This window comes from Kitasatospora sp. NPDC087271 (assembly GCF_044744605.1).
Taxonomy (GTDB): Bacteria; Actinomycetota; Actinomycetes; order Streptomycetales; family Streptomycetaceae; genus Kitasatospora.
In genome coordinates this window covers 349928-375218 of record NZ_JBIUYQ010000003.1, presented here as the reverse complement: position 1 = coordinate 375218, position 25291 = coordinate 349928, and the positions used below count along the sequence as shown (strand labels likewise).

21 protein-coding genes and 1 pseudogene are annotated in these 25291 nt (G+C 72.9%); 10 read left to right on the top strand and 12 right to left on the bottom strand.

Features of this window, described 5'->3' with window-relative positions; all coding sequences use genetic code 11:
• Positions 1 to 313: 313 nt before the first annotated feature.
• The gene (locus ACIO9K_RS08165; RefSeq protein ID WP_363622226.1) at positions 314 to 1834 is read right to left on the bottom strand and encodes a hypothetical protein; all 1521 of its coding nucleotides are present in this window, start codon (positions 1832 to 1834) and stop codon (positions 314 to 316) included.
• A 440-nt stretch (positions 1835 to 2274) separates the two neighbouring features.
• Here ACIO9K_RS08165 and ACIO9K_RS08160 point away from each other — a divergent pair, with 440 nt between their 5' ends.
• Positions 2275 to 2526 (top strand): hypothetical protein, encoded by a 252-nt coding sequence (locus tag ACIO9K_RS08160; protein WP_400327881.1) that lies wholly within the window; start codon positions 2275 to 2277, stop codon positions 2524 to 2526.
• A 12-nt stretch (positions 2527 to 2538) separates the two neighbouring features.
• Positions 2539 to 2898: a hypothetical protein gene (locus ACIO9K_RS08155; protein WP_363622222.1), complete on the top strand. Its 360-nt coding sequence runs from the start codon at positions 2539 to 2541 to the stop codon at positions 2896 to 2898.
• A gap of 170 nt (positions 2899 to 3068) precedes the next feature.
• Here the strand turns inward: ACIO9K_RS08155 and ACIO9K_RS08150 are convergent, their stop codons facing one another.
• The 4 genes from ACIO9K_RS08150 to ACIO9K_RS08135 all read right to left on the bottom strand — a co-directional run bounded on the left by ACIO9K_RS08150 (position 3069) and on the right by ACIO9K_RS08135 (position 7045).
• The gene (locus tag ACIO9K_RS08150) at positions 3069 to 4307 is read right to left on the bottom strand and encodes a serine hydrolase domain-containing protein (RefSeq protein WP_363622217.1); all 1239 of its coding nucleotides are present in this window, start codon (positions 4305 to 4307) and stop codon (positions 3069 to 3071) included.
• A 148-nt stretch (positions 4308 to 4455) separates the two neighbouring features.
• A complete protein-coding gene (locus ACIO9K_RS08145; RefSeq protein WP_400327879.1) occupies positions 4456 to 4845 on the bottom strand; it encodes a DUF1048 domain-containing protein in 390 nt (129 codons plus the stop codon).
• A gap of 2 nt (positions 4846 to 4847) precedes the next feature.
• Positions 4848 to 5180 carry a PadR family transcriptional regulator gene (locus ACIO9K_RS08140; protein ID WP_363622214.1) on the bottom strand — a complete coding sequence of 111 codons (333 nt, stop codon included), beginning with the start codon at positions 5178 to 5180 and terminating at the stop codon, positions 4848 to 4850.
• 263 nt (positions 5181 to 5443) lie between these two features.
• The gene (locus tag ACIO9K_RS08135; protein ID WP_400327877.1) at positions 5444 to 7045 is read right to left on the bottom strand and encodes an FAD-dependent oxidoreductase; all 1602 of its coding nucleotides are present in this window, start codon (positions 7043 to 7045) and stop codon (positions 5444 to 5446) included.
• Positions 7046 to 7104: 59 nt separating this feature from the next.
• Between ACIO9K_RS08135 and ACIO9K_RS08130 the strand changes: the two genes are divergently transcribed.
• Positions 7105 to 7761: a TetR/AcrR family transcriptional regulator gene (locus tag ACIO9K_RS08130; protein ID WP_400327875.1), complete on the top strand. Its 657-nt coding sequence runs from the start codon at positions 7105 to 7107 to the stop codon at positions 7759 to 7761.
• A gap of 291 nt (positions 7762 to 8052) precedes the next feature.
• Here the strand turns inward: ACIO9K_RS08130 and ACIO9K_RS08125 are convergent, their stop codons facing one another.
• From ACIO9K_RS08125 to ACIO9K_RS08100, 6 genes are all read right to left on the bottom strand, one after another.
• Positions 8053 to 8400 (bottom strand): hypothetical protein, encoded by a 348-nt coding sequence (locus ACIO9K_RS08125; protein ID WP_363581001.1) that lies wholly within the window; start codon positions 8398 to 8400, stop codon positions 8053 to 8055.
• Between the two features lie 322 nt (positions 8401 to 8722).
• On the bottom strand, positions 8723 to 9745 hold the full coding sequence (locus ACIO9K_RS08120) for an ABC transporter ATP-binding protein (RefSeq protein WP_400327873.1): 1023 nt from the start codon (positions 9743 to 9745) through the stop codon (positions 8723 to 8725).
• A complete protein-coding gene (locus ACIO9K_RS08115; RefSeq protein ID WP_400327871.1) occupies positions 9742 to 10830 on the bottom strand; it encodes an ABC transporter ATP-binding protein in 1089 nt (362 codons plus the stop codon). Before ACIO9K_RS08115 ends, ACIO9K_RS08120 begins: the two co-directional genes overlap by 4 nt.
• Complete coding sequence (locus tag ACIO9K_RS08110; RefSeq protein ID WP_363581007.1) at positions 10827 to 11705, bottom strand: ABC transporter permease; 879 nt, start codon at positions 11703 to 11705, stop codon at positions 10827 to 10829. The genes ACIO9K_RS08115 and ACIO9K_RS08110 overlap by 4 nt, the downstream gene beginning before the upstream one ends.
• On the bottom strand, positions 11692 to 12660 hold the full coding sequence (locus ACIO9K_RS08105) for an ABC transporter permease (protein ID WP_363622204.1): 969 nt from the start codon (positions 12658 to 12660) through the stop codon (positions 11692 to 11694). The genes ACIO9K_RS08110 and ACIO9K_RS08105 overlap by 14 nt, the downstream gene beginning before the upstream one ends.
• Complete coding sequence (locus ACIO9K_RS08100; RefSeq protein WP_400327866.1) at positions 12657 to 14210, bottom strand: ABC transporter substrate-binding protein; 1554 nt, start codon at positions 14208 to 14210, stop codon at positions 12657 to 12659. Before ACIO9K_RS08100 ends, ACIO9K_RS08105 begins: the two co-directional genes overlap by 4 nt.
• A 234-nt stretch (positions 14211 to 14444) precedes the next feature.
• Here ACIO9K_RS08100 and ACIO9K_RS08095 point away from each other — a divergent pair, with 234 nt between their 5' ends.
• From ACIO9K_RS08095 to ACIO9K_RS08065, 7 genes and pseudogenes are all read left to right on the top strand, one after another.
• On the top strand, positions 14445 to 15047 hold the full coding sequence (locus ACIO9K_RS08095; protein WP_363622200.1) for a TetR family transcriptional regulator: 603 nt from the start codon (positions 14445 to 14447) through the stop codon (positions 15045 to 15047).
• Between the two features lie 180 nt (positions 15048 to 15227).
• Positions 15228 to 16043, top strand: coding sequence for a tyrosine-protein phosphatase (locus tag ACIO9K_RS08090; RefSeq protein WP_400327864.1), 816 nt, complete (start codon positions 15228 to 15230; stop codon positions 16041 to 16043).
• Positions 16037 to 17830, top strand: coding sequence for a glycoside hydrolase family 3 protein (locus ACIO9K_RS08085; protein WP_400327863.1), 1794 nt, complete (start codon positions 16037 to 16039; stop codon positions 17828 to 17830). The genes ACIO9K_RS08090 and ACIO9K_RS08085 overlap by 7 nt, the downstream gene beginning before the upstream one ends.
• 201 nt (positions 17831 to 18031) lie before the next feature.
• Positions 18032 to 19237 (top strand): cytochrome P450, encoded by a 1206-nt coding sequence (locus ACIO9K_RS08080; RefSeq protein ID WP_363581019.1) that lies wholly within the window; start codon positions 18032 to 18034, stop codon positions 19235 to 19237.
• Positions 19238 to 19532: 295 nt separating this feature from the next.
• Positions 19533 to 20597: pseudogene (locus ACIO9K_RS08075) on the top strand (type III polyketide synthase); the annotation flags it as partial.
• A gap of 466 nt (positions 20598 to 21063) precedes the next feature.
• Positions 21064 to 22533 (top strand): multicopper oxidase family protein, encoded by a 1470-nt coding sequence (locus ACIO9K_RS08070; RefSeq protein ID WP_400327861.1) that lies wholly within the window; start codon positions 21064 to 21066, stop codon positions 22531 to 22533.
• A 185-nt stretch (positions 22534 to 22718) separates the two neighbouring features.
• The gene (locus ACIO9K_RS08065) at positions 22719 to 25133 is read left to right on the top strand and encodes a LuxR C-terminal-related transcriptional regulator (protein ID WP_400327859.1); all 2415 of its coding nucleotides are present in this window, start codon (positions 22719 to 22721) and stop codon (positions 25131 to 25133) included.
• On the opposite strand, the gene ACIO9K_RS08060 is transcribed toward ACIO9K_RS08065, so the two are convergent.
• A complete protein-coding gene (locus ACIO9K_RS08060; protein ID WP_350876060.1) occupies positions 25123 to 25290 on the bottom strand; it encodes a hypothetical protein in 168 nt (55 codons plus the stop codon). The two genes, ACIO9K_RS08065 and ACIO9K_RS08060, sit on opposite strands and share 11 nt — an antisense overlap.
• Position 25291: the final 1 nt, after the last annotated feature.

The window sequence follows — 25291 nt, the reverse complement described above, 5'->3', positions numbered from 1 at the left end:
TGGGGGTAACCCCCCCCCCCCCACGCCGAACCGCGGCCCCGGCGGCCGCGGGGGGGATTGTTCCCCCGGGGCATTTTTAACCTGCGCCGGGGGGGGGGGGGGGGCCCCCCCGCCCCCCCCCCCCGCCCCCAGTGGTAGAGGACTGCGTCGGCGGCCCGAATCCACCGCGCGTTGGCGCAGAGCGCCGGGTGCGAATGGCGGCCCGCACGGGCGTGACCGGCAGGTCGGGCTGCGGGTAGCTGTGCCGGATCCGCCTCGCGGGCGGATGCACTGCCGCGAGGCGGATCCGGTCCGGGTGCTGCTTCTGTGGGGGTCAGGGGTTCTCGACCTCGACGGCGTAGAGGCCGCGGAGGCGGCCGTCGCCGGCGTCGGACTGGGAGGGGTAGAGGATCTGGACGTCGACGGGCAGCGGGGTGCCGGGGTCGATGGTGTGGGAGCCGTCGTTGGGGGACCCAAGGACGACCGTTCCCTCCAGGCCGTCCTTGATGACCCGGTACCACTGGGTCTGCTGGGGGTTGACGCGGGTGCGCGCGGGGACGTCGAAGGCGATCTCCCAGGCTGTCACGCGGTGTTCGTTGGCGGCCAGGGTGAGGTTGTAGCTGACGAGCCAACCCTTGGCGTCCTCGGGCCAGGTCTGGTCCCACTGCCCGGCGATCTTCTGGTCGACGGTGATCAGCGGCAGTTCGGCGGTGGTGGTGACCTGGCCGGACTGCTGGGCCGCGGTATTGGCGCGGGTGGCGGAGGTGATCCGGCTCGTGGTGGTGAAGTCGCCTTCGTAGTGAGGGTCGACGGTGCCCCTCAAGGTGATCACCGCCTTGCTGCCCTTGGGCAGGTTGAGCGGCTGGTGGAGTTCGCCGTCGGTAGCGGTTCCCGGGCCGCACACCGCGCCGTTCTCCCCGCGGCATGTCACCTCCACGTCGAGCAACTGGACGGGGACGTCGCCGCGCACGACGGCGTCGGGGGCGTCGTTGGGCCCGTGGTTCTGGACGCCGATGGTGTAGGAGATCCGATGGCCGGCCTTGGCGGTCAGCGGGCCGCTCATCTCCAGCGGCATGGCGACGGGCAGGGCGACGGTGAGGTTGCGGAGGCGGTGGGCGGCGGTGGCCCCGCCGGTGCCGGCGCCGAACCCGAGCTTGAACGTCGCGGGCATCTGCACCTGGCCCGGGCCGGCGGCCAGGTCGAGATTGTCGATCAGCACCGAGCCGTTGGGGTCCGAGGTGCTGGAGCGCCGCACCGTCAGGCGCCCGCCGATGACGGTCACCTGCAGATGGGCCCCCACCCCCCAGCCGCCCCGGAACCCACCCGGCACCTCGACACCGGCCAGCCAGGCGAAGCCCGTGAGCAGGTCCCCGGAGCCGCGCACACCCACGGTGTCGGGGCTGCGGCCGGGACCGCCGGGGCCGCATGAGGGGGCGGCGAAGTTCCCGAAGTTGTCGAAGCCGACGCCCACATAGCCGGCAGTGACGCCGGGAAGGTTGACCGAGCCGTCCTTGATGTAGGAGTAGCCCAGCGCCCCGCCGCGGGCCCCGGGCTGCGTGGTACGGCTCCCGTCGATCAGGTAGAGGCTGAACCCGTCCCCGAGACCCTGGGCCCCGCCGCCCTCACAGGAGTAGTCGAAGTCGATGCTCACCCCGAGCGAGGAGGAGAACGGCTGGTCCAGGAACGCCGTACCCGCCTTCGAGGGGGTGTTCGGCGTCAGCTCCAGGGCGCCCTCGTTCAGCCGCGCGCTACCCAGCAACTGCCAGTGCTCATTCTCCGGGGCTGTGCCGGTGAACGACTCGGTGATGGGGAACTGCACCTGCTGCTGCGCGGTGTCGGGCGTCTGACCCGTCATGGAAGCTCCTCTTCGCTGGACCGGCACCTTCTCGCGGCCCGCAGTGGACGCGAACCGCAGGGACCGTGACGGCCCCGGCGCTGACCATGCCCCGATCCCCGACATCGTACGCCTGGAAACCTACACAAAGTGACGATAGATCACCTGTGAGTGTCGCCGCGGATGTGCGGGGGCCGGGGAGAGGTGGGAGCGCCGCGTCTGCGGTGCGGCCGTGTGGGCAGTGGGGTGCGGTGGTGTCCGCCGTTGGTGTGCCGGAGGCCGCTGGGCACGGTGCGACCGGCCTGGCGGCGCTCGGGGTGGGCGGGGCGGTAGTGGTCACGTGCGGGTGATGGTGAAGGGGATGTGCTTGCGGAGGTCCTGGACGAAGACCTTGCCGGTGACCTCGGTGACCTGGCTGCCGGTCGCGCAGATCACGCGACTCCACCGACTACCCGCTCGGCGTGCTCCACACGACCGCCGCCTACGCCGCCGCCGACACCGACGAACTCGCGCAGACCATCCACCGCATCCGGCCCGGCCGCGCGGCCTTCACGCTGCACCGGATCGCGCTGATCGAGGTCTACTGGCAGCGCACCCCGGTCGACGGCGCGGACACCCCGGGCTGGCGAATCCGCCGGGACACCCTTGCCACCATCCCGCTCGACGAGTGGCCACCGGGTGGGTGGTGTGCGCTTGGATGCGGCGAGCGATGAGAAAATTCAGCCGTGGACACGATCGAGCGGATGACCGAACAAGAGCTGCGGATCATCGAGCAGTGCCTTGACGCGGCCGTGAACGGGCCGTTCTTCGAGGACTGGGAGTTCCACACCCTCATGGGCGTCACCCGGGACGAGATCGCCGCAGTCGCAGCATCCTGGCCGTCGCCGCCGACCGCCCCCGACGGGGAGGACGACGTCGTACACAGCGTGCTGAACAACCTGCTCGGCTACCCGCACGGCGTCGAAGCCCGCTGGCACGAGTACCTGACCCCGACTCGCGAGCAGGTCGCCCGGGTACGGGACCGCTGGCACATCGAGTGCTCCGTCGACCGGGCTCCCGAAGGCACCCCCGGCTGGTACCGGTAGCGACCCCCTGCCGGGCCCCACGCCCATGGGGATTCACAGTCCTGAGAGCCCGCGAACTGTCCCCCGAAAGTGTCTTGCAGAATGCCGGAGTTTTGAGAGGTCTTCTGCGAACGAGGACCTGGATGAGCCGGACATGCTTCGGGGGTCTCGCAGAACTCTCGCAGCTGTTGTCAGTCGTCGACCGCCTGGTAGAGGGTGGTCCAGAAGTCCTGCATGGCCCGCGCCGAGTCCGGGGTGGACATCCCGGTCTGGGTGAGCAGGATGCCGACGAGTTGGTTGTCCGGGTCGGCGTAGGTCGTGGTGCCGGCTCCGCCGTCCCATCCGAACTGGCCGATGGGCGCATAGTCGCCCCGGTAGGTGCGCACCGTCATCCCGAAGCCCCAGCCGCCGGTCTGCCCCTGACCGTGTGACAGATGGGCGATGCTGCGCGCCCAGGCCTGTAGGGCGGCGGTCTGCTCGGGCGTGAGGCGGTTGGTGGTCATCAGCTCGACGGCGGGCCGGGACAGGATCCGCTCGGTGCCGTGCATCCCGTGGTTGAGCAGCATCCGGAAGTAGGCGTGGTAGTCGTCGACGGTGGAGTCGAGTCCGCCGCCGCCTGACTGGAACGCCGGAGGCTTGCTGTGGTGTCCCCCCTCGGCCGGGTCCTCCACGGTGAACTCTCCGGTCCGCGGATCGGGGGCGTACAGGGGCGGCAGCCGGTCGATCCTGTCGGCGGGCACGTGGAAACCGGTGTCCTTCATCCCCAGCGGATCGAGGACGCGCTCGCGCAGGAACGCCTCGAACGACTGGCCGGTGACCCTGGCCGCCAGCACCCCGAGTACGTCGTCGCTCACGTTGTACAGCCACCGTTCTCCGGGCTGGTACATCAGCGGAAGCGTGCCCAGGCGGCGCATCCATTCATCCGGCTCCACCGCCGGCAGCATCCATCCGTTCTCGCCGTAGACCCTCTGCTCGAAGTACGCGCTCATCATCGGGGAGCCCGTCGCCGTCATGTCCAGCCCGAGCCCGCAGGTGGAGGTGAGCAGGTCCCGCACGGTGATCGGACGCCGCGCCGGCACGGTGTCGTCCAGCGGGCTGTCGGGCCGCTTGAGCACCCGCCGGTCGGCCAGTTCCGGCAGCCACTGATCTATCGGTTCGTCAAGTCGCAGTCGGCACTCGTCCAGCAGGACCATGGTCGCGGCGACCGCGACCGGCTTGGTCGTCGAGGCCATCCGGAAGATGGTGTCCCGGCGCATCGGCGGGCCGCCGTCATGGCGCATCGTCCCGATCGCCTCGACATGGGTCTCCTCGCCCCGGCCGACCAGGGCGACGAGTCCGGGGATCTTCTTGGACTCGACATGCGCTTCCAGTACCTCGCGTAGTCGGCGCAGCCCTGCTCCGGACAAGCCGTTGTCGCCGTTTCCCCTCATGATTCTCCTTGCACGCATCGGTCGGTCTCGACGGTGCCGCGGGCATGCGGCGCGAGGCGGCCGGCGGGGTATGGCCCCGGGGCCGCGTGGTGCAGAAAGGCGATGAAAGTGCTGCTCGGCCCCTGGGGGCCGATGTGCTGAGGCACGCTCAGGCCGTCTGGTCCTCTGTTCCGGTCTCGTTGCCGGCGGCGCGCTCGACGTCGTCGCTCAGCTGCTTCCGAGCCCGGGCGGGGACGTAGCCGCCCTCGGTGTAGTTCCGGGCGAACGCCTCGGCGAACTCCACCGGGTCCTGCCCGGCGACCTCGCGGATCGGAGTTCCGTCCGCCGCGGCCTGCTCGAACAGGTCGGCGAGGTCTTCGAACATCGACGCACTGCTGTCCTCGTCGGCCGGCACGAAGTACATCAGGTAGCGCTCGATCGCCTTGACCGCCGTGCGGTGGTCCTCGGGAAGCTCCTTGACGCGCGCCTTGTAGGCCCTCCAGCGCTTCTTGGGCCCGATCACCTTCAAGATGAAGCCGGTCGTTTCGACATCGGACATGGTTACTTGCCCTCCCCTTCGCGGAGCTGTTCCAGTCGTTCCGTGAGGAAGTTCCACGTCCTCCAGAACTCTTCGAGGTACTCCCGTCCTTGGGCGTTGAGGGAGTGCACCTTGCGTGGCGGCCCCTTCTCGGAGGGGACCTTCTCCACGTCGACGAGACCGCGCTTCTCCATCCTGAGGAGCAGCGCGTAGACGGTCCCTTCGGCGATGTCGGAGAATCCCTGCCCCCGCAGTCGTGCCGTGATCTCGTAGCCGTAGGCGGGCCGGCCGGACAGGGACGCGAGGATGATGCCCTCCAGCGTGCCCTTGAGCATCTCCGTCTCCAGCTTGGTCATGGCATACCTCCTCCCTGCGCTAGTCAGCGCTATTGAGTACTGGTACACGGTAACGCTGACTAGTGGTACTTAGCAAGAAGGAGTAGTGGAGGTGCGGGCCGACGGCGCGATGCCGGGCGGGATCGGCTACCTGCGGATCGACGCCTTCCAGGACTGCGTCACCGACGGCAGCCACCAGCAGCAGGCCGCCGAACTCGACCGGGCGATCGACACCCTGACCCGGCGCTCGCCCTGGCAGCCGCCGTCCTGCGCCGGCCCTGAGCTCAGTCCTGAGCTGCGCCGAGCCACCTGTCGAGCGCCTCGCCGAGCCCGTCCGGGGCCTCACCGCTGTCACCCGCCCAGGCGACGAAGCCGTCCGGGCGGACCAGCAGGGCGGCCGGCGTGGGCTGTTCGGGGCAGGGGGAAGTCACGATCCGCAGCCGGTCGCGGTGGCCGTCGGCGCGGGCGCGCAGCTCGGGGTCGTCGGTGAGGTCCAGCAGCAGCGCGCGGCCGTCGTGCAGGTGGTCGGCCAGTTTGCTGCCGTCGGCGAGTGCGAGGTCCGGTGCGCTGCGGCCCACCAGCGGGTGCTGGCCGGGCAGGTCGTAGCGCTGCCACACGCCGGAGAGCTGCTTGACGAAGTAGGTCGTCCCGGCCGCGGTGTCGGCCAGCTGGGCGACGACGTTGCGCAGCGCGCCGCTGCCCGGCTCGGGCCGCATCAGCGCGACCTGCGCCCTCGTCCAGTCCAGGACCCAGGCGCCGATCGGGTGCCGCTCGGCGGTGTAGCTGTCCAGCAGGCCCTCCGGTGCCCAGCCCTGTACGGTGGCGGCGAGCTTCCAGCCGAGGTTGATCGCGTCGCCGATGCCGAGGTTGAGCCCCTGGCCGCCGAACGGGGAGTGCACGTGCGCCGCGTCGCCGGCCAGCAGCACCCGGCCCGCGCGGTAGGTGCTCGCCTGGCGGGCGTTGTCCGTGAAGCGGGTCGCGCTGTGCACCTTGGTGATCGTCACGTCCACGCCGCTGACGTTGCGCAGGCTGGCCTGCAACTCCTCGGTGGTGACCGGCGACTGGCGGTCCGCGGGCGGACCGTCGAACTCCACGGTGAGGATCCGGCCCGGCACCGGCCCGTGCACGTACGTCCCGACCGAGGTCCGGTTCCAGCCGGCGCCCAGGGCCTCGGAGCCGGTCATCTCCACTATCGCCTGGTGGCCGGTGATCTCCGGGGCCGTGCCGGGGAAGTCGAACCCGGCGAGCCGGCGCACCGTGCTGCGGCCGCCGTCGCACCCGACCAGCCAGCCGGTTCGGATCGGCGCACCGCCGTCGGTGTGCACGGTCACCCCGTGCTCGTCGGTGTCGAAGCCGGTCAACTCCACGCCCCGGCGCAGCTCGACGCCCAGCTCGGCCGCGCGCTCGCCGAGCACGTGCTCCAGGGCGGCCTGCGGGACGAGGGCGGCCTTGTCGACGGGGCCGCGGTCGGCGAAGTCGGGGTCGTCGGCGGGGTCGAAGCGGTCGAAGCTCAGCATGATTCCGGCGAAGTGCCCGGCGATCCGCTGCGGCGCCCGCGTGGGCACTGCGCTGTCGGCGGGCACCTCGCCGTTGGTGGGCGGCCCGCCCGGGCGGCGCTGCCGGGTGAACTGGGCGAACTTCTCCATCGCCTGCGCGTGGATCTCTTCGAGCGCCGGGAGCAGCCCGCGCCGGTAGAAGGCCTCCACGCTGGGCGTGTTGATGGCGCCCGCCTTGACCGTCTGGTCCACCTCGGTGAGCCGTTCGATGACCAGCACCGAGGTTCCGGCGAGCCGGAGCTCGCAGGCCAGCATCAGCCCGACCGGCCCGCCGCCCGCCACCACCACGTCGTAGTCCGCGCCTGCGTCTGTGCCTGCGTCTGTGCGCATGTCCGTGTTCATGACTTCACTGTAGTCACTAAAAATCTGTGATGGGTATAATTTAGGTCATGGATGTAGCCAGGACCCCAGACGCCGACGACGAACCGCAGTCCCGGAACCTCACGATGCGTCAGCGCAAGAAGGTGCAGACCCGGCAGCGGATCTCCGGCGTGGCCACCACCCTGTTCCTGGCGCGCGGGTTCGACCAGGTCACCGTCGCCGAGGTGGCCGAGGCGGCGGAGGTCTCGACCATGACGGTCTTCAACTACTTCCCGCGCAAGGAGGACCTCTTCCTGGACCGGATCCCGGAGGCCGTCGAGCTGTTCACGAGCGCGGTGCGCGACCGCCCGGCCGCCGAGTCCCCACTCGCCGCGCTGCATCGCCTGATTCTCGAACTCGTCGACGAGGGCTACCCGTTGGCGGCTCTGCGGGATCGCTTCACGGCCTTCTGGCAGGTCGTGGTGGACTCCCCGTCGCTTCGGGCGCGGGCCCGCGAAGGCGTCGAGGAGCTGGAGGGCGCGCTGGCCGAGGTGATCGCGCAGACCTCGCCGGACCCGCAGCCCCGGCTGACCGCCGCGCTCGCCGTCGCCGCCTATCGCACCGGCTGCCTCACCTCTGCGGGCCGGATGCTGGCGGGGGAGAGTGCGGCGGCGGTCGACCCCGATCATCGCGCCCTGCTGGACGCGGCCTTCGGTGCGCTCAGGCGGGCGCTGCCGCTGTCGTAGCGCCATCGCGGTCGTAGCGCCGCCGTGGGCGCGAACGCGAACGCGAACGCGAACGGAATGCGAACGGGAACGCGGACGTGAACGCGGACGGCGGCCGGCGGGCGGCCGACAGGCCGAAGTGGCCTGCGGTCGCCCGCCGTTCAAAATCCCTGCGACTACTCGACGACGAGCGAGACCGGGATGGCCCCGGGTGGGTTTCGCAGGCGCCTTGGCCGGGCCCCCAATAGCCGCTGGCCGGGTCGCCCGTCCTTCGGCCACCTGGGATCGGTGTGGCCGCGTTCGGGTCTGCGGTCAGCTCTCGACCATGAAGGAGCGCGGGTGCGAGTTGAACCTGACCGAACGGCCGGCCGACACGCTGAACAGCGACCCGCCGGTGCAGTCCTCGCCCCAGTAGAAGCGGACCGTGCTGTCCGTCGCGTTGTTCACGCCTGACAGGGGCCCCTGTGCCTCCCTCGGTACGTCGTAGCAACCGGGGGCCGGGTCGAGGTACGGCACGCCCGGGCCGCTGCCCGACCCGCCGGGGAAGATCACGTTGTAGAACGTCAGGGTGCCCGTGGCGGCCTGGGCGGACGTGGGGACGGCCACGGCCAGCGTCCCTGCGGCGATGAGGGTACCGATCGTCGTGACGAGGCGTCGCATGATGGGACCTCCGGTACGCCGGGTCGCCAGGTGCGACCCGTGATCGCAACCAACGGTAAGGCTGCGTACGCGAATCGTCACCGGCGTGAAGGGGTGAGAACGGCGCGCGAAGGCCGTGCCCCTGCCAGGTGAAAGCCCGACGGGGGCGCCGTCCCGTCGGGCCTCCGTGGTGCCGATGACCTGCGAGTGCTCCGAATCGGGCATTGCGCTTGAACCCTTCCCGTCGCCGCCGTGGCGCCGGCCCGTCCGCGGCCGGAACGGGAAGGGCCCCTGGGGCGGGAGTGGGGCTCCCGGCCCGGGGGCCCGTGGTGCGTCCGGCTGGTCAGGACGCTGTGGCAGCGCCGATCAGTGGTCGGTGGCAGGCCACCGCGCGGCCTGGTGCCACCTCCCGCAGCTGCGGTTCCTCGGTGGCGCAGCGGGTGTCGGCCAGGGGGCAGCGGGTGCGGAAGCGGCAGCCGCTGGGCGGGGCGAGGGGGGAGGGCGGGTCGGTGGGGAGGAGGCCGGTGTCGCGCAGCGGGCGGCCGGGTTCGGGGACGGCGGCGAGCAGGGCGGCGGTGTAGGGGTGGGCCGGGGCGGCGAGGACGGCCTCGGTGGGGCCGCGTTCGCAGATGCGGCCGAGTTGGAGCACGGCCACCTCGTCGCTCACCGCGCGGACCACGCCGAGGTCGTGGGAGATGAAGAGGCCGGCCAGTCCGCGTTCCTCGGTGAGCCCGCGCAGCAGGTTGAGCACGGTGGCCTGGGCCGAGACGTCGAGGGCGGAGACCGCCTCGTCGGCGATCAGGACGCGCGGTCCGGCGGCCAGGGCCCGGGCGATGGCGACCCGTTGGGCCTGCCCGCCGGAGAGCTGGTGGGGGCGGCGGTCGCCGAACAGGGCGGGCGGCAGGCCGACGGCCGCCAGCTGCTCGGTGACGACCTGCTCGCGGTCGCGGGCCGGGTCGGGGTGGGCGTCGAGGGGTTCGGCGACCAGGTCGCGGACCCGGCGGTGCGGGTTGAGGGAGGAGAGCGGGTCCTGGAACACCAGCTGGAGGCGGGGCCGGACGGCCCGCAGGGCGCGCGGGGAGAGGGTGGCGAGGTCGGTGCCGTCGAGGGTGACGGTGCCGGTGGTGGGCGGGGGCAGCCGCAGCAGGGCCTTGGCGATGCTGCTCTTGCCGGAGCCGGACTCGCCGACCAGGGCGAGGGTGCGGCGCGGGTGGAGGGCCAGGTCGACGCCGCTGACGGCGTGCAGCGGGCCGGAGCGGGTGCGGTGGACGACGCTGAGGCCGGTGGCCTCCAGGACGGCCGTTCCGGGAGCGGCGGCGCCGGGAGCGACGGCTTCGGGGGCAGCGGCGTCGGGGGCGGTGGTCATGCCGCGGGCTCCAGTTCGTCGGGCGAGGGCGAGGGCGAGGGCGACGGCGCGTCAGGCGGCGCGGTGAGCGGGAAGTGGCAGGCGGCGGTGTGGCCGTCCGCCGCGGTGTGGGTGGGCGGCGCGGTCGTGGTGCACAGGTCCGTCGCCAGTTCGCAGCGCGGGGCGAAGGGGCAGCCGGGGGTGGGCCGGGTGAGGTCGGGCGGCGAGCCGGGGATCGCGGGCAGGGTGCGGCGCAGCGGGCCGGTGACCCGGGGTACGGAGCGCAGCAGGGCCGCGGTGTAGGGGTGCCGGGGGTGGCGGGTGACGGCCTCGGTGGGGCCGGTCTCCACGATCCGGCCGCCGTACATGACGGCGATCCGGCGGGCCCGCCCGTACAGCAGGCCGATGTCGTGGGTGATCAGCAGGGTGGCGAGGCCGCGGCTGCGCCGGTGCTGGTCGAGCAGGTCCAGGACGGTGCGCTGGACGGTGACGTCGAGGGCGGTGGTCGGTTCGTCGGCGAGCAGTAGGGCGGGTTCGCCGGCCAGGGCGGCGGCGATGCCGACGCGCTGGCGCAGGCCGCCGGAGAGCTCGTGCGGGTGGGCGCGGGCCCGCCGGGCGGGGTCGGGGACGTCGACGGCGGCGAGCAACTCGGTGGCGGTGCGCAGCCGTTCGCGCCGGGAGAGCCGGCGCCGGTTGGTGAGGGACTCGGTGACCTGGTCGGCGATCCGGACCACCGGGTTGAGCGAGGTCATCGGGTCCTGGTGGACCATGGCGATGCCGGTGCCGAGCAGTTCGGCGCGGCGGGTGCGGGAGGCGGCGAGCAGGTCCTCGCCGTTCAGCCGGATCTCGCCGGTGGCGACGGCCCTGGTGGTGCGCGACTCGACGCCGAGGACGGCGCGGGCGAGCACGGACTTGCCGGAGCCGGACTCGCCGACCACGCCGAGGCACTCGCCGGCCGCGATGGTGAGGCTGACGCCGTGCAGGACGTGCAGGGCGCGGCCGTCGGGGGTGTGCAGGACGGTGTCCAGCGAGCGGACGTCGAGCACCGGGACGTCGAGGGCGGGGACGTCCAGGTCGGGTTCGTCGAGGTCGGGGGCGGAGGTCATCCGCGCGCTCCCTTCGGGCCGGCGGGACCACCCGAACGCAGGTGCTCCCCGAGGTAGTTGAGGGCGAGGACGGTCAGGCAGAGCACGGCCGCGGGCGCCAGCGAGATCCACGGCGCGCTGCCGAGGGCCGTGCGCCCCTCGGCGATGATGCCGCCCCAGGAGGGCTCCGGCGGGCGCAGCCCGAAGCCGAGGAAGCTGAGCGAGCCCTCGGCGACGATGGCGACGGTGGTGGCGGTGAAGGCGAAGGTGAGGGCGGCCGGCGCGACGTGCGGGACGATCTCGCGGCGCAGGACGCGCAGCGGGGCGGTGCCGAGCATGCGGGCGGCCTGGACGAAGCCGCGCTCGCTGAGCGAGAGCACGACGGCGCGCACCACCCGGGTGAAGTGCGGGACGGTGAACAGCCCGATCAGCGTGCCGATCACGGTGAGGCTGGGGCCGCGCAGCGAGACCGCGATCATCACCAGGATCAGGCTGGGCACGGACATCAGCAGGTCGGTCGCGAAGCCGATCGCCTTGTCGAGCGGGCCGCGGAACCAGCCGGCGGCGAGACCGAGCGTTCCGCCGCCGAGCAGGCCGACCAGGATGGTGAGGGCGGCGACGGTGAAGGAGGCGCGGGCGCCGGCGACGGTGCGTTGCAGGACGTCCCGTCCGGCGCTGTCGGTGCCCAGCCAGTGGCCGGGGCCGGGGGCGGCGGCGGGGTGGGCGAAGTCGCCGTGCAGCGGGTCGAAGCCGGGCAGCAGGGGCAGCAGCAGGGCGGCGAGGGCGACGACGGCCAGCCAGGCCCCGGCGGCGAGCACGCCGGCGGGGGGCCGGCGGCGGGCGGTGCGCGCCGCGACCGTCTCGACGGTCACGACTGGGGTCTCAGCGGTGCTCATGGGCGATCCTCGGGTCGATCGTGCGGTACAGCAGGTCGACCGCGAAGGTGGCCGCGACCACGCCGACGGCGCTGACCACCACCACGGCCTGGACGACCGGGAAGTCCCGGCCGGAGATGGCCCCGGCGGCCAGGCTGCCGACGCCGGGCACCGCGAACAGCGACTCGACCAGCACCGAGCCGCCCAGCGAGGTGCCGATGCCGATGCCGACCAGGGTGACCAGCGGCAGGCTGGACGGTCGCAGGGCGCGGCGCAGCAGCAGCCGGGTGGTGCCCATGCCGCGGCTGCGGGCGGCGGCGATGTACGGCTGGTCGAGGGTGTCGAGCAGCTGTCCGCGCAGGGTACGGGTGAACACGGCGGCCTCGGTGAGGCCGAGGGTGAGGGCGGGCAGCACCAGATGGCGCAGGTTCTCGGCCGGGTCCTCGGTGAACGGGGTCCAGCCGGTGGCGGGCAGGATGCGCAGTTGGACGGCGGCGAGCCAGATGAGCAGCAGGCCGAGGGCGAAGCCGGGGACGGCGAGCCAGCCGAAGGTGCCGGCGGTGGCGATCCGGTCGAAGGTGCCGCCGGGCCGCCAGGCGGAGAGCAGGGCGACGGGCACGGCCAGGGCGAGTGCCACCAGCTGGGCGGCGAGGAAGAGTTCGAGGGTGACGGGGATGCGGTCGGCGAGTTCGGTGGTGACGGCGGCTCCGGTGGACAGCGAGTGGCCGAGGTCGCCGTGCAGGGCGTCGGCGATCCACTGCCAGGTGGCGGCGAACAGATTGCGGTCCAGGCCGAGCCCGGCCTCGTAGGCGGAGATCTGCTCGGGGGTGGCGGTGGGGCCGAGGGCGGCGACGGCGGGGGAGCCCGGCATCAGGTGGGGCAGGTACAGGGCGGCGACGGTGACCAGCAGCAGCACGGCCGCGGCGCGGCCGAGCCGCCCGCCGTAGCGCAGCGCGGTGCGGGTGCGGGGGGTCACCGCTTCACCCACAGGGGGGCGGGGGAGACGTTGAGGACGGTGCGCTTGGACAGGTCGGGCAGTCCGCCGACCTTGGCGCCGGCGAGGAAGCCGACGGTGTTCTCGGTGAGGAAGGCCATCGGCACCTCGCCGACGACCCGCCGGGCGGCCTGCTGGTAGGCGGCCGCACGCTTGGCGGGGTCGGTCGAGGCGCGGCCCTCGGCGATCGCCTTCGAGGTCTCCGGGTCGGACCAACTCATGAAGTTGTAGGGCGAGTTGGAAAGGTAGAGGTTGGTGAGCGCGGTGTCGGTGTCGCCGAACATGCTGGTGGGGAAGTCGATCACCTGGAACTTGCGCTGGAGCATCGCGGTGCCCAGGCCCGCGGCGTCGAGAGGCTTGATGGTCACCTTGATCCCGGCCTCACCGAGCATCTGCTGGATCACGGTGGCGCGCTGCTGGCCCTCGGGGCGGCTGTCGACGAGGTAGTCGAAGGCGAGGTCGGGGTGGCCGGACTCGGCGAGCAGGTCCCGGGCCTTGGCCGGGTCGTGGGCCGGGTACCCGGCGGCGGTGCGGTACGGGGAGCGGGAGCCGATCGGGCCGTCCGAGACGGCGCCCTGGTCGAGGGAGACGACCTTCTCCAGGGCCTCGCGGTCGATCGCGTACTGCACGGCCCGGCGGACCCGCACGTCGTCGAAGGGCGCCGACGCGGTGTTGAAGACCATGGTGGTGGTGCCGCCGGGCCCGGTGGCGCTGCGCAGCCCGTCGGCGGCGGCCTGCTTGAGCTGGCCGGGCGTCTCGGTCCAGATCAGGTCGGTGTCGCCGGAGCGCAGCGACTGGTAGCGGCTGTCGGTGTCGGTGAGCACCCGGTAGACGAGCTTGTCGGCGTGGCCCTTGGCGCCCCAGTACGCGGGGTTGCGGGTGAGGGTGACGGAGACTCCGGGCTGCACGCTCTCCACGGTGTACGGGCCGGAGCCGACGGCGGGGGAGTCGCCGGCCGGGGCCTCGGAGACGTAGCCGAGGGAGCGGGTGAATATGTTCGGGAAGGCGGCGTCGGGCGCCTTGAGGGTGAAGGTGAGGGTGGTCGGGCCGGAGACGGTGGTGGCGCCGATGGTGGCTGCGTCGATGGCGCAGGCGCACTTGCTCTCCGGCTTGGCGAGCCGGGTGACGTGGTCGGCGACGGCCTGGGCGTCCAGCGGCTTGCCGTCGCCGAACTTCACGCCCTCGTGCAGGTCGAGGGTCCAGACCGTGGCGTCCGCGTTGGGGGTGAAGGACTTGGCGAGGTAGGGCTGGACGGCGCCGTTGTCGCCGTTGACCATCAGCGGGTCGTACAGGGCGTTGGCGAGGACCATCATCGGCATCGAGGTCAGGGTGCCGTCGGCCGGGTCGAGCTTGGCGAACGGCCGGTCCAGGCCGATCTTGAGCGTGCCGCCGTCCACGGCAGGCCCGTCGTTCGCCGCGCCGGTGTTCCCGGCGCCGGCGCCGGAGACCGCGTCGTCGGAGGCGGAGCAGGCGGTGAGGGTGAGCGCGGCCGTGCAGGCCGCCGCTACCAGGAGGTGGGTGTGCCGCTTCATGGTTCCTCGGTTCGGGGGAGTGGGGGCGGCCTGGGGGAGTGCGGCCGCCGACGCCCCACACCATTCCGGAAGTGGCAGTACTGCCAAAAGGCAGTTGTGCAAATTTCAGATGACGGGACCCGGAAGAGTCGGCACTCGCCTTGAGCGAGCACGGTCGGACGTGATTCGGTACTGACAGCCGCCCCCTCGGCGGCCCCATCCACACTCAACTCACCGAGAGGAAACGGAAGAACCATGCAGGGGACGGACACCGCGGCGGAGCAGGGCATGCGCGACCGCAAGAAGGCGCGCACCCGCGACAGCATCCGCACCGCGGCGCTCGACCTCTTCGAGGAGCAGGGGTTCGAGCGCACCACCGTGGACCAGATCTGCCGCCGCGCCGACATCGCCCACCGCACGTTCTTCCGCTACTACCCGGCCAAGGAGGCTCTGCTGTTCGGCTGGGACTTTGGCCAGGCCATCCTCGACGCCTTCGCCGCCGCCCCCGCCGAACTCCCGCTCTGGGCCGCGCTCGACCACGCGCTGACCGCCACCGGCGGCCGGCTGGAAGAGCCCGTCGAGCACACCGAGCGCCGCCGCCGGCTGCGCCGGAGCCTGATCGAGGTGCAGGGTTCCGTGCACAACTACGCCGTGGTCGTGATCGACAGCTTCACCGAACGCACCGTCACCATCGCGGCCGAGAGGCTCGGCGTGGACCCGGCCACCGACCTGCGTCCGACCGCGCTCGGCGCGCAGTTCGGCGGCATGGTGCGCCACCACGTCCTGATCGCGTCCGAGACCGGCACGGTGGCCGACTGGCACAAGGCCTACCGGGACGTGCTCGACACCACCGGCTGACCCGAGCCGACACCCCTACACCCCGACACCCCTACACCCCTACACCACTGGGCGATGCCGCCGGCCGTCCGGACGGCACCGCGCGCCCTCTCGCCGCCGGCCCTGCCCTTTCTCTCCCCCCTCGCGCGGCCCGCCGCGTACCTTCACCACCTGCTTCGCACTTCCTGAAAGGCCCCCCGCATGTCCCTGGTCAACTTCCGTGACCCCGCAGCGCTCGCCGACCCCGCGAGCCGGTGGATCCGCCCCGGCACCCTGTTCCGCTCCGCCCAGCCCTTCCCCGCCGCCGACGAGGCCGTCGTCGCCCAGCTGCGCGAGCACGGCATCACCACCATCGTCGACCTCCGGGGCGAGTCCGAGAGCCGCCCCGAGGACTGGGCCGCCGCCGAGGCCGCCGGCATCGCCGTCGTCCTCGCCCGGATCGAGCCGACCAACGACGAACTGGCGCAGGCCATGCGGGCCATGACCACCGCCGAGGACCTCGGCGCCTTCTACCTGCTGATGGCCGAGTCCGCGCCGCAGGGGCTGGCCGCCGCCGCCGAGGCCACCGTCCGCCCGGGCGGCGTGCTGGTGCACTGCGCGGCCGGCAAGGACCGTACCGGGCTGCTCACCGCGCTGCTGCTGGAGCTGCTCGGGGTGCCCGCCGAGGAGATCGTCGCCGACTACGCCCGCACCAACGAGGCGATCGAGCAGATCTGGGCCGGCCTCGCCGACCGCAACCGCGCCGCCCTCAACGAGGTCGAGGCCGGCCGGCTGGTCGTCCCCGCCCCGCTGCTGGAGGCGCCCGCCGGGGCGATGAGCACCTTCCTCGACCTGGTCCGCGCCAAGCACGGCGGCGCCGAGGGCTTCCTGACCGCCTGCGGGGTCACCGCCGAGACCCTGGACGCCTTCCGCGCCAAGGCCGCCGCCCGCGCCGCCGCCAGCACCGAGGCCGGTACCGAGGCCCGTACCGCCGCCCGTACCGCCGCGTCGAACACCGCCGAGGTGACGGCATGCTGACCCTGCTGCGGCACACCGACGGCACGCCCTTCCGCGACCTCAACCACAACGGCACCATGGAGCCCTACGAGGACCCGCGGCTGCCCGTCGAGGAGCGGGTCGAGGACCTCCTCACCCGGATGACCTTGCAGGAGAAGGCCGCGCTGATGCTGCACGGCCGGATGCTCCCCGGCGACCAGGGCCCGTTCCCCTCCGGCGCCCGCCTGATCACCGAGCGCGGCCTCACCCACTTCGCCATGATGGCCGTCCCCGACCCGCGCGCGATGGCCGAGTGGAACAACCACGTCCAGGACCTCGCCGCGGCCGGCCGGCTGGGCATCCCCGTCACCCTCTCCTCCGACCCCCGGCACGGCTTCACCGCCAACCCGGCCACCGCCCACACCGGCGGCGGCTTCAGCACCGGCCCCGAGCCGATCGGCCTCGCCGCCACCGACGACCCCGACCTGGTGCGCCGCTACGCCGACCTGATCCGCCGCGAGCTGTGCGCCGTCGGCATCCGGGTCGCCATCCACCCGATGGCCGACCTCGCCACCGAGCCCCGCTGGGCCCGGATCAGCGGCACCTTCGGGGAGGACCCGGAGCGCGCCTCGCGGATGATCACCGCCTACATCGAGGGTCTCCAGGGCGGGCCGATCGGCCCGGACAGCGTCGCCTGCATGACCAAGCACTTCCCCGGCGGCGGCCCGCAGGCCGCCGGCGAGGACTCCCACTTCGCCGCCGGACGCCGACTGGTCTACCCCGGAGGCGAGTTCGAGACCCACCTGCGCCCCTTCGAGGCCGCCTTCGCCGCGGGCACCGCGCAGATCATGCCCGCCTACGCGATCCCCTCCGGCAGTGGCCTCGCCGAGGTCGGCGCCAACTTCAACCGGGACGTCATCACCGGCCTGCTGCGCGGGCGCTACGGCTTCGACGGCGTGGTCTGCACCGACTTCAACGCCATCACCGGCATGGACGTCCCCGGAGTGGTCACGCTGCCCCCGCGGCACTGGGGCGTCGAGGAGCTGTCCGTCGCCGAACAGGTCGTGCTCACCCTGGACGCGGGCGCCGACCAGCTCGGCGGCGAGACGGACCCGGAGCTGATCCTGGCCGCCGTCCGTTCCGGTGCCGTCACCGAGGCCCGGCTCGACGAGTCGGTCCGCCGCATCCTGCGCGACAAGTTCCGCCTCGGCCTCTTCGCCGACCCGTACGTCGACCCGGAGGCCGCCGCCGACCTGGTCGGCGCCCCGGAGGGCCGGGCGCTCGGCCGCGAGGTCCAGCGCCGCTCGGTGGTCCACCTGGCCGGCGAGCCGCGCACCGCCACCCGGCTGTACGTCGAGGGCATCGACCCCGCCGTCGCCGCCGGGTACGGCACCCTCGTCGAGGAGCCGGAGCGGGCCGAGCTGGCCGTGATCCGCCTCGCCACCCCGTACGAGCGGCGCGAAGGGCTGCTGGAGCAGCACTTCCACAGCGGCTCGCTGGAGTTCGAGCCGGCCGAGGTCGACCGCCTCACCGCGCTGGCCGCCACCGTGCCCACGGTGTTCGCCGCCCAGCTGGAGCGGCCCGCCGTGCTCACCCCGCTCGCCCCGCACGCGGCGCTGCTGATCGGCGAGTTCGGCGCCGCGGACGAGGTCGTGCTGGACGCCGCGCTCGGCCGGGCCCCGATGACCGCGACGCTCCCGTTCGACCTCCCTCGCTCGGACGCCGCCGTCGCCGCCTCCCGCGAGGACGTGCCCTTCGACACCCGCGCCCCGCTCTTCCGGCACGGGCATCGGGCCACCGGGGAGAACCGGGCGGCCGGGGAGGGCTGAGGCACCCGGGGCCGGGGCCTGCCACGGACCAGCGGACCGGTGGCAGGCCCCGGCGCGGGTGGAGCCGAGCCGCTGATCAGACCGGATGAATTACCGGCGCTCTCGCCCGTCCGCCGGTGTGTGCGGCCGACCGATCGGGTACCGGTGCATTCCGTCCGCCTCCCCCCATCCGGCCCGCGCGGCCCAGACCTGGAGGTCCGCATGTCCACCGACTCCAGCGCACGGAACTGCCCGTTCGACTTCGCCGAGACCCTAGAGTTCGACCCGACGCTCCGGCAGCTCATGAACGACGCACCGGTCAGCCGCATCCGCCTCCCCTACGGCGAGGGGGAGGCCTGGCTCGTCACGGGGTACGACGACGTGCGCACGGTCACCACCGACCGGCGGTTCAGCCGCCACGCCATCGTCGGCCGGGACTTCCCGCGGATGACCCCCGAGCCGATCGTCCAGGCCGAGGCGATCAACGTCATGGACCCTCCCGCCAGCGCCCGCCTGCGCAGCCTGGTGTCCAAGGGCTTCACCCCCGACCACATCGAGCGGATGAGGGACCGCACCCAGCACGTGGTGAACGGGCTGCTGGACCGCATGCGGGACCAGGGGCCCCCGGCCGACCTCATGGAGCACCTGGCCCACCCGCTCCCGCTGATCACGATCTGCGAGGTCCTGGAGATCCCCGAGGCCGACAGCGCCCGGCTGCGCGCCAACGCCCGGACGATGATGGACGTGAGCCTGGCCAACAAGCCGAACGCGGTACGGGCCAAGGCCGACCTGCGGGCGTACTTCGCCGAGCTGACCGCCGAACGGCGCAGGAACCCCGGCGACGACCTGATCAGCGTGCTGGCCACGGCCCGCGACGGCGACGAGGTCCTCGACGAGAAGGAACTCACCGTGATGGCCATGGTCCTGCTGATCACGGGCCAGGACACCACGACGTACGAGCTCGGCAACCTCTCGTACACCATCCTCAGCCGCCCCGACGTGCTCGCCGCACTGCGCGAGCGGCCCGAGACGCTCTCCCGGACGCTCCAGGAGCTGCTGCGCTTCATCCCCTTCCGCAAGGGCGTCGGCATCCCCCGGGTGGCCCTTGAGGACGTGGAGCTGAGCGGGGTGACGATCCCGGCGGGGGACATCGTGCACGTCTCCTACCTGACGGCCAACCGGGACGGCCGCCGGTTCGACCGGCCCGACGAGCTGGACCTGGAGCGGACCAGCCCCTCCCACATGACCTTCGGCTGGGGCGCGCACCACTGCCTCGGCGCGCCGCTGGCCATCACCGAACTCGAAGTCGCCCTCGGGACCCTGCTGGAGCGCTTCCCCAGGATCGCGCTGGCGAAGCCGGCCGCGGAGCTGGCGTGGAACACCACGTCCATCTGGCGCTATCCGCTGGCGCTGCCGGTCACCTGGTGACTGCCGGAAACACCGCGCACTTCGGCCCGCACACCCCGGGGTGTGCGGGCCGACGTGCGGGACGGGCCCGCCTTCCGTAAATTGGGCTAGGTGGCCTGAACCAACTCGCGGCCAGCACGACCGCCCGTACCGCGATCATCCGATCCTCGCCCGGTCGGCTCGTCGGCCGCTGAGTTGGGTCCCGCCCGGTGCGTCCCGCCGCCCGCGCCCCCCGCGCGTCCGGCTCGCAGCGGCTGCCGTCGAGTGGTGAAATCCCGCCCCGCCAGGGTCGCACCGGGAACACCGCTCGTCTGGAGGAAGTGCCGTGGCAGTTCTGTGCAAACCGGCGATAGACGTACCCGAGCACGTCATCACCAACGAGGAGACCATCGAGCTGGCGCGCAGGCTCCACCCCGACCACCCACAGCTCGAACTGGCGCTGCGTCTCATCAAGAACACCGGAGTGCGCAAGCGGCACCTGATCCAACCCATCGAGGTGGTGCTGAAGCACCCGGGGTGGGACGAACGGAGCGCCGTCTTCGCGACGGAGTCGAAGGCCCGCGTCCCGGCGGTGGTGCTCAGGGCCCTCGAACAGGCCCAAGTGGAGCCGTCCCAGATCGACTTGATCGTCTATGTGTCGTGCACCGGTTTCATGATGCCGTCGCTCACGGCGTGGCTGATCAACAGGCTGGGCTTCCGGCCGGAGACCCGGCAGCTGCCGATCGCCCAACTGGGGTGTGCGGCCGGCGGCGCGGCGGTGAACCGAGCCCATGACTTCTGTTCGGCCTACCCGGGCGCCAACGTGCTGATCGTGGCCTGCGAGTTCTGCTCGCTGTGCTACCAGCCCACGGACCTGGGCGTGGGCTCGCTGCTGTCCAACGGCCTGTTCGGCGACGGGATCGCCGCCGCCGTGGTCCGGGGCGAGGGCGGGACCGGAATGCGGCTGGAACGCAACGGCTCGTACCTCATCCCGGACACCGAGGAGTGGATCTCCTACGCGGTCCGCCCCACCGGATTCCACTTCCAGCTGGACAAGAGGGTGCCGGGGACGATGGAGCCGCTCAGCCCGGCCCTGCGCGCGGTGGCGGAGCAGCACCAGTGGGACGTGGGCACGCTGGACTTCTACATCGTCCACGCCGGCGGCCCACGGATCCTGGACGACCTCAGCCGCTTCCTGGAGGTGCCGCCCGAGGCGTTCCGCTTCAGCCGGGCCACCCTCACCCAGTACGGCAACATCGCCAGTGCGGTCGTGCTCGACGCCCTGGCCCGGATGTTCGACGAGAAGTCGGCCCTCGACGGCCACCAGGGGCTGCTGGCCGGGTTCGGCCCGGGGATCACCGCCGAGATGTCCCTGGGCACCTGGGCGTCGCCCGAATCCTGAACGGCGGCCGGGGCGGGCACCAGGTGCCCGCCCCGGCGTCCGTCGTTCCGGTAGCGGGGCCCGGGCAGGTGCGGTCGCGCTGCGGAGCGCGCGAAGCTCGCCGATACTGAGCCAACGGGCAGTGACGGAACGTCGCGTCGGCGCTACGGTCCGACACGCCCGGCCCGCGCCGTCGTGGCGCGGCGGCCACCGAGCAGGGCCGCCGGAAGCCACGACCGGCGACCACTGGCCCGGCGGCGTACCGACCGCCCGGCCCTGGACGGAAAGACCGGGAATGCTGAACCGACGAGACCTTTTGAAAGCCGCCGCGATAGGCGGCCCGGCGGTCCTCTTCCCCTGGGACCGCGCACCGGGCGGGGCCCGGGTCTCGTCCCTGGCGTTGTCGGCCGCTCCGGCCGCGCAAGCCGCGCCGCCCAGGTCGGAGGCGAAGCGGTCAGCCGCCCGGATCACCCCCTTCGAGCACGCCATGCCGGTGCCCCCCGTGCTGAGCCCGGTGTCGCGGACGGACTCCTCGGACCTGTACCGGCTGCGGATGGCCGAGACCCAGGCGGAGATCGTCAAGGGGCTGCTGACCACCGTCCGGACCTTCGGCGGCTGCTTCCCCGGTCCGACCATCCGGGCGGTCAGGGGCCGGGAGGTGGTGGTCCAGCAGACCAACGACCTGCGCGTGCACACCTCCGTCCACCTGCACGGCGGCCATGTGCACTCGCGCTACGACGGCCTGCCGATGGACCTCGTCAAGCCCGGCGAGACCCGCGAGTACCGCTACCCCAACTCGCAGGTGGCCGCCTCGCTCTGGTACCACGACCACGCGCACGAGCTGGAGGCCGAGAACGTCTACCGCGGCCTGGCAGGCGCCTACCTGCTCAGCGACCCGCACGAGAGCGGCCTGCCGCTGCCGAACGGCGAGTTCGACATCCCGCTGCTGATCCGGGACGCCCGGATCGAGACCGACGGCAGGCTGGTCTACACCGACCCGTACGCGTGCCCGCACATGCTGGTCAACGGCAAGGAGCGGCCCTACTTCCAGGTGGCCGCGCGCAAGTACCGGCTGCGGGTCTTCAACGTCTCGCCCAACCGCCATGTGTCGCTGCGCCTCGCCGACGGCCAGCCGTTCACCCAGATCGCCTCGGACGGCGGACTGCTCGCCGCGCCGGTGACGGTGCACGAGCTGACCCTGACCGGCGCGGAGCGCGCCGAGATCGTGGTCGACTTCGCCCGCTACCCGGTCGGCGGATCGGTGGTGCTGGAGAACACGGCCGCGCTGGAGAGCGAGCGGGCCGAGGTGCTGCGCTTCGACATCACCCGGACGGCCGAGGACCGGAGCCGGATTCCGGACGTCCTGGCCACCCTGCCGCCGATCCCGAAGGCGACGGTGCACCGGGAGTTCGCGCTGACGACCTTCCCGGACGCCAGGATCAACGGGCGCAAGTACGACCCGAAGCGGACCGACGTGCGGACCACCGTCGGCAGCAGCGAGATCTGGACGATCCGCAACCGCCTCACCCGCCCGCCGGCCGGGGTCTTCCACGCCCCCCACTCCTTCCACACCCACCTGGTGCAGTTCCGCGTGCTGGACCGTGACGGGGTGCCGGTCGGCCCGGCCGAGGCCGGGCTGAAGGACACCATCACGGTCCACCCGGGGGAGAGCGTCCGGATCGCCATGACCTGGGGCGAATATCCGGGCGAGTACGTCTACCACTGCCACCACATGGTGCACTCCTCGCACGGCCAGATGGGCCGGATCGACGTGCTGCCCGCAGGATCGGAAGGCTCCGGCCGGGAGTCGGACGACGCCTTTGCCGACTCGGCCCGGTCCACCGGAGCCTCGGCGGCCGGAGCCTCGGCGGCGGGAGCCGGTCGACGGCGGTGGCGACGGCGCAACCGGCACCACCACCACGCGGGCCACCACCGCCGGCACCGGGGACTGCGGTGAGTCCGGAACCGAACGGCAGGCCGGTCCGGACGAGGGGTTGAGCCTGGCCGCGCGTCGATGCTGAACCGGCGGCGTCCCAGAAGTCTGGGATACCGCCGGTCGGCGCCGCCGTCCAGGATCGTACGGACGATCCCGCCGGCGCGCCCGCGCTGTGTAGGCGGGCGGAGCCAGTTCTGGAGCCGTCCATGACCATCTTGTTCGAGTCCGGCGTCCCCCGGCAGGAATCCGCGGACCACCGGGCCTTCACGGGTGAACTGTTCGGGCGAGCACGTGAGACGGCCGAGCTGCTGCGGCTGCTCGCCGACCCCGCCGTACCCGGCGTGTTGCTGCACGGCCTTCCGGGCAGCGGCAAGACCCGGCTGGCGTTCGCGGTCGCCGAGCAGTACCGGGCGGCGGGTGGAGCGGCCGGAACCCCGGGACCAGCCGAGCTTCTGACGGCTGATCGGATCGAGCCGGACGACTACCCGACGCTGCTGGCCCGTTGTGCCCCGCGTGGGGCGAAGGTGCTCGCCACCGGTCGGCTGTCACCCGCCGGCGCCGGCGTGGCGTACCGGGTGGACCCACTGGCCGTTCCGGTGGACTGGTCGCCGACCGACCTGGACGCCTTCTGCCGCACCCCCGCGGTGCAGGCCTTCACGGCTGCCCGGCGGGCCTGGAGCCCGGGCTTCACGGTGACCTCCCGGAACCAGCAGACCGTGGGGCGGATCTGCGTGGAACTCCGGGGCCTGCCGGGTGCGTTGGTGCTCGCGGCCCGGGTGGCGGCGCTGGAGGGCGTCGGCACCGTGCTGGCCGCACTCGGCGGGGCAGGGGGAGGCCGCCTGGTGGCCGCCTATGCCGAGCCGCCCGGTCCACCGGCGGACCGGGCGCCGGGGCGGTCGCCGGACCGGTTGCCGGGACGGGAGGTAGGACGGGAGGCGGGGCGAGAGGTAAAACGCGAGGTAGGGCAACCATCAGGACGGTGCGGCCCGCTCGGCGCCGACGCGGCGCGGCTGATGTCCTGCACACCCCTGTTCGCCGGCGGGTTCGGGCCCGAGGCGCTCCGGGTGGTGTCCGGGATCGCGCCGAGCGCCTTCCCGGCGGCGCTGGAAGCCCTGCTCGATCGGCAGTCGCTGACGCTGGAGGACCGGCCGTCCGGCCGACTGGACGGTGCGGCCGAGACGCGACTGTACGTGCCGTTCGGCGACTTTCCCGAGGTCCGGCCCGCCGGCGGCCCGCTCGCCGTCCTCACGCTCCGCCATGCGCGCTACTACGCCCGGCTCGCCGCCGGGGCCGCCCGGCGGCTGGCCGCCGGCGACCAGCCGACATCCCTGCTCGCCCTGCGCGTCGAGGAGGCCAACCTCCGGCTGGCGGTCGACACGCTGACCCGGCACGGGTTCACTGTCGAAGCCCTCGACCTGATGGAGCAGTTGCTCGCCCACGCCCGACTCGTCGGCCTCGGCCCGGACTGGGCCGACCGCTCCGCCGTGCCGCTCGGCGCCACCAGCCCCACCGATCCCGCCGATCCCGCCGATCCCGCCGATCCCACTGGCATCACTGGTGGGCGAGCGCGGGTCCGGCTCGCGCTGATCCGCGCCGAGGCCCGGCTGCTCGACGGCGAACACGAGTTGGCGAGTGCCCTGCTGGACGAAGCCGAGGCGGCCTCATCCGTGCCCGAGCGATCCCGGACCACGCCCGACGAACCCTCCACGGCGGCCCGACTCCTGCGACTGCGGGGCCTGACCGGATGCGACCGGGACCCCGACCGAACCCTCGCCGCACTCACCGGGGCAGCAGCGCTCCTCCGTGCGGCCGACGACGAACCGGCGGCCCTGCGCGTCGAGTTGGAGGCCGCCCTGGCCGAGCTCCGGCTCGGCCGGACCGGACCCGGCGCCGCACTGGCGGGCCGGGTGCTGACCGCGGCCCGGCGCCGGGGGGACGTGCTGCTGGTCGGCACGGCCCTGCTGCACCTGGGCCTGCTCGCTGCCGCCGGGGGCGATCCGTCCGCGTCCCGCGCCCACTACGTCGAGGGGCTGGCCCACCTGCGCCCGCTCGGTGCGGTCGCCACGCTCGGTGCGCTGGTCGGCCTGGTCGCGAGTCCGCTGCGCCCCGCACCGGCGCGGGCGACCGACGCCGCCCGGCTGCTGGGCAGCTTTCATCCGGGGCGAGCCGGCATTCCCGGCGACCCCGCGGATCCCGACCTGGCCACCGCTCGGCTGCTGCCCGGCATCCGCCGCCGGCTCGCCGAGGACGAGTTCGCCCACGCGCTGGCAACCGGCGCGGCCACCGCGCTCCTGGACCTGCTCTGCTCCCTCTCCCTCGCCCTCCCCCTCGCCGAGCCGGACTCCGCCGAGGCGCCGCCGGGGCGGCAACTGACCAGCCGCCAACTGGAGGTATCGCTCCTGGTGGCCGACGGGCTGAGTAACCATCAGATCGCGCGCCGCTTGGGCATCTCGGAGTGGACGGTGGTCAACCACCTCCGCGAGACGATGCGGCGGTTGCAGTGCTCCTCGCGGGTCGGCGTCGCCGGCTGGGTGCACCGCTCCGGCCGCCGGCCGGGCCCCGCCCGCAGCGTGCCGCGGGGCCCGGACGACGTGACGCTCGACGAGTCCGTCAGCCGATGATGGTGATCGTGACGAGCGAGAGGACGACGAGCGAGACGGTCGGGGTGACCTCCAGCTCCGCCGGGACGCCGGCGACGCCGGTGCTGGCGAGCTCCGCGATCGCGGCGTTCGGCGTGGTGTAGGCGGCGTAGCCGCCCATCAGGTCAGCAGTACTCATG

What these genes read in the sequence shown, in the direction of transcription:
- ACIO9K_RS08165 (WP_363622226.1), bottom strand. Translation starts at nt 1,834, where the DNA reads ATGACGGGTCAGACGCCCGACACCGCGCAGCAGCAGGTGCAGTTCCCC.
- ACIO9K_RS08150 (WP_363622217.1), bottom strand. Translation starts at nt 4,307, where the DNA reads ATGAGGGGAAACGGCGACAACGGCTTGTCCGGAGCAGGGCTGCGCCGA.
- ACIO9K_RS08145 (WP_400327879.1), bottom strand. Translation starts at nt 4,845, where the DNA reads ATGTCCGATGTCGAAACGACCGGCTTCATCTTGAAGGTGATCGGGCCC.
- ACIO9K_RS08140 (WP_363622214.1), bottom strand. Translation starts at nt 5,180, where the DNA reads ATGACCAAGCTGGAGACGGAGATGCTCAAGGGCACGCTGGAGGGCATC.
- ACIO9K_RS08135 (WP_400327877.1), bottom strand. Translation starts at nt 7,045, where the DNA reads ATGCGCACAGACGCAGGCACAGACGCAGGCGCGGACTACGACGTGGTG.
- ACIO9K_RS08130 (WP_400327875.1), top strand. Translation starts at nt 7,105, where the DNA reads ATGGATGTAGCCAGGACCCCAGACGCCGACGACGAACCGCAGTCCCGG.
- ACIO9K_RS08125 (WP_363581001.1), bottom strand. Translation starts at nt 8,400, where the DNA reads ATGCGACGCCTCGTCACGACGATCGGTACCCTCATCGCCGCAGGGACG.
- ACIO9K_RS08120 (WP_400327873.1), bottom strand. Translation starts at nt 9,745, where the DNA reads ATGACCACCGCCCCCGACGCCGCTGCCCCCGAAGCCGTCGCTCCCGGC.
- ACIO9K_RS08115 (WP_400327871.1), bottom strand. Translation starts at nt 10,830, where the DNA reads ATGACCTCCGCCCCCGACCTCGACGAACCCGACCTGGACGTCCCCGCC.
- ACIO9K_RS08110 (WP_363581007.1), bottom strand. Translation starts at nt 11,705, where the DNA reads ATGAGCACCGCTGAGACCCCAGTCGTGACCGTCGAGACGGTCGCGGCG.
- ACIO9K_RS08100 (WP_400327866.1), bottom strand. Translation starts at nt 14,210, where the DNA reads ATGAAGCGGCACACCCACCTCCTGGTAGCGGCGGCCTGCACGGCCGCG.
- ACIO9K_RS08095 (WP_363622200.1), top strand. Translation starts at nt 14,445, where the DNA reads ATGCAGGGGACGGACACCGCGGCGGAGCAGGGCATGCGCGACCGCAAG.
- ACIO9K_RS08090 (WP_400327864.1), top strand. Translation starts at nt 15,228, where the DNA reads ATGTCCCTGGTCAACTTCCGTGACCCCGCAGCGCTCGCCGACCCCGCG.
- ACIO9K_RS08085 (WP_400327863.1), top strand. Translation starts at nt 16,037, where the DNA reads ATGCTGACCCTGCTGCGGCACACCGACGGCACGCCCTTCCGCGACCTC.
- ACIO9K_RS08080 (WP_363581019.1), top strand. Translation starts at nt 18,032, where the DNA reads ATGTCCACCGACTCCAGCGCACGGAACTGCCCGTTCGACTTCGCCGAG.
- ACIO9K_RS08070 (WP_400327861.1), top strand. Translation starts at nt 21,064, where the DNA reads ATGCCGGTGCCCCCCGTGCTGAGCCCGGTGTCGCGGACGGACTCCTCG.
- ACIO9K_RS08065 (WP_400327859.1), top strand. Translation starts at nt 22,719, where the DNA reads ATGACCATCTTGTTCGAGTCCGGCGTCCCCCGGCAGGAATCCGCGGAC.
- ACIO9K_RS08060 (WP_350876060.1), bottom strand. Translation starts at nt 25,290, where the DNA reads ATGAGTACTGCTGACCTGATGGGCGGCTACGCCGCCTACACCACGCCG.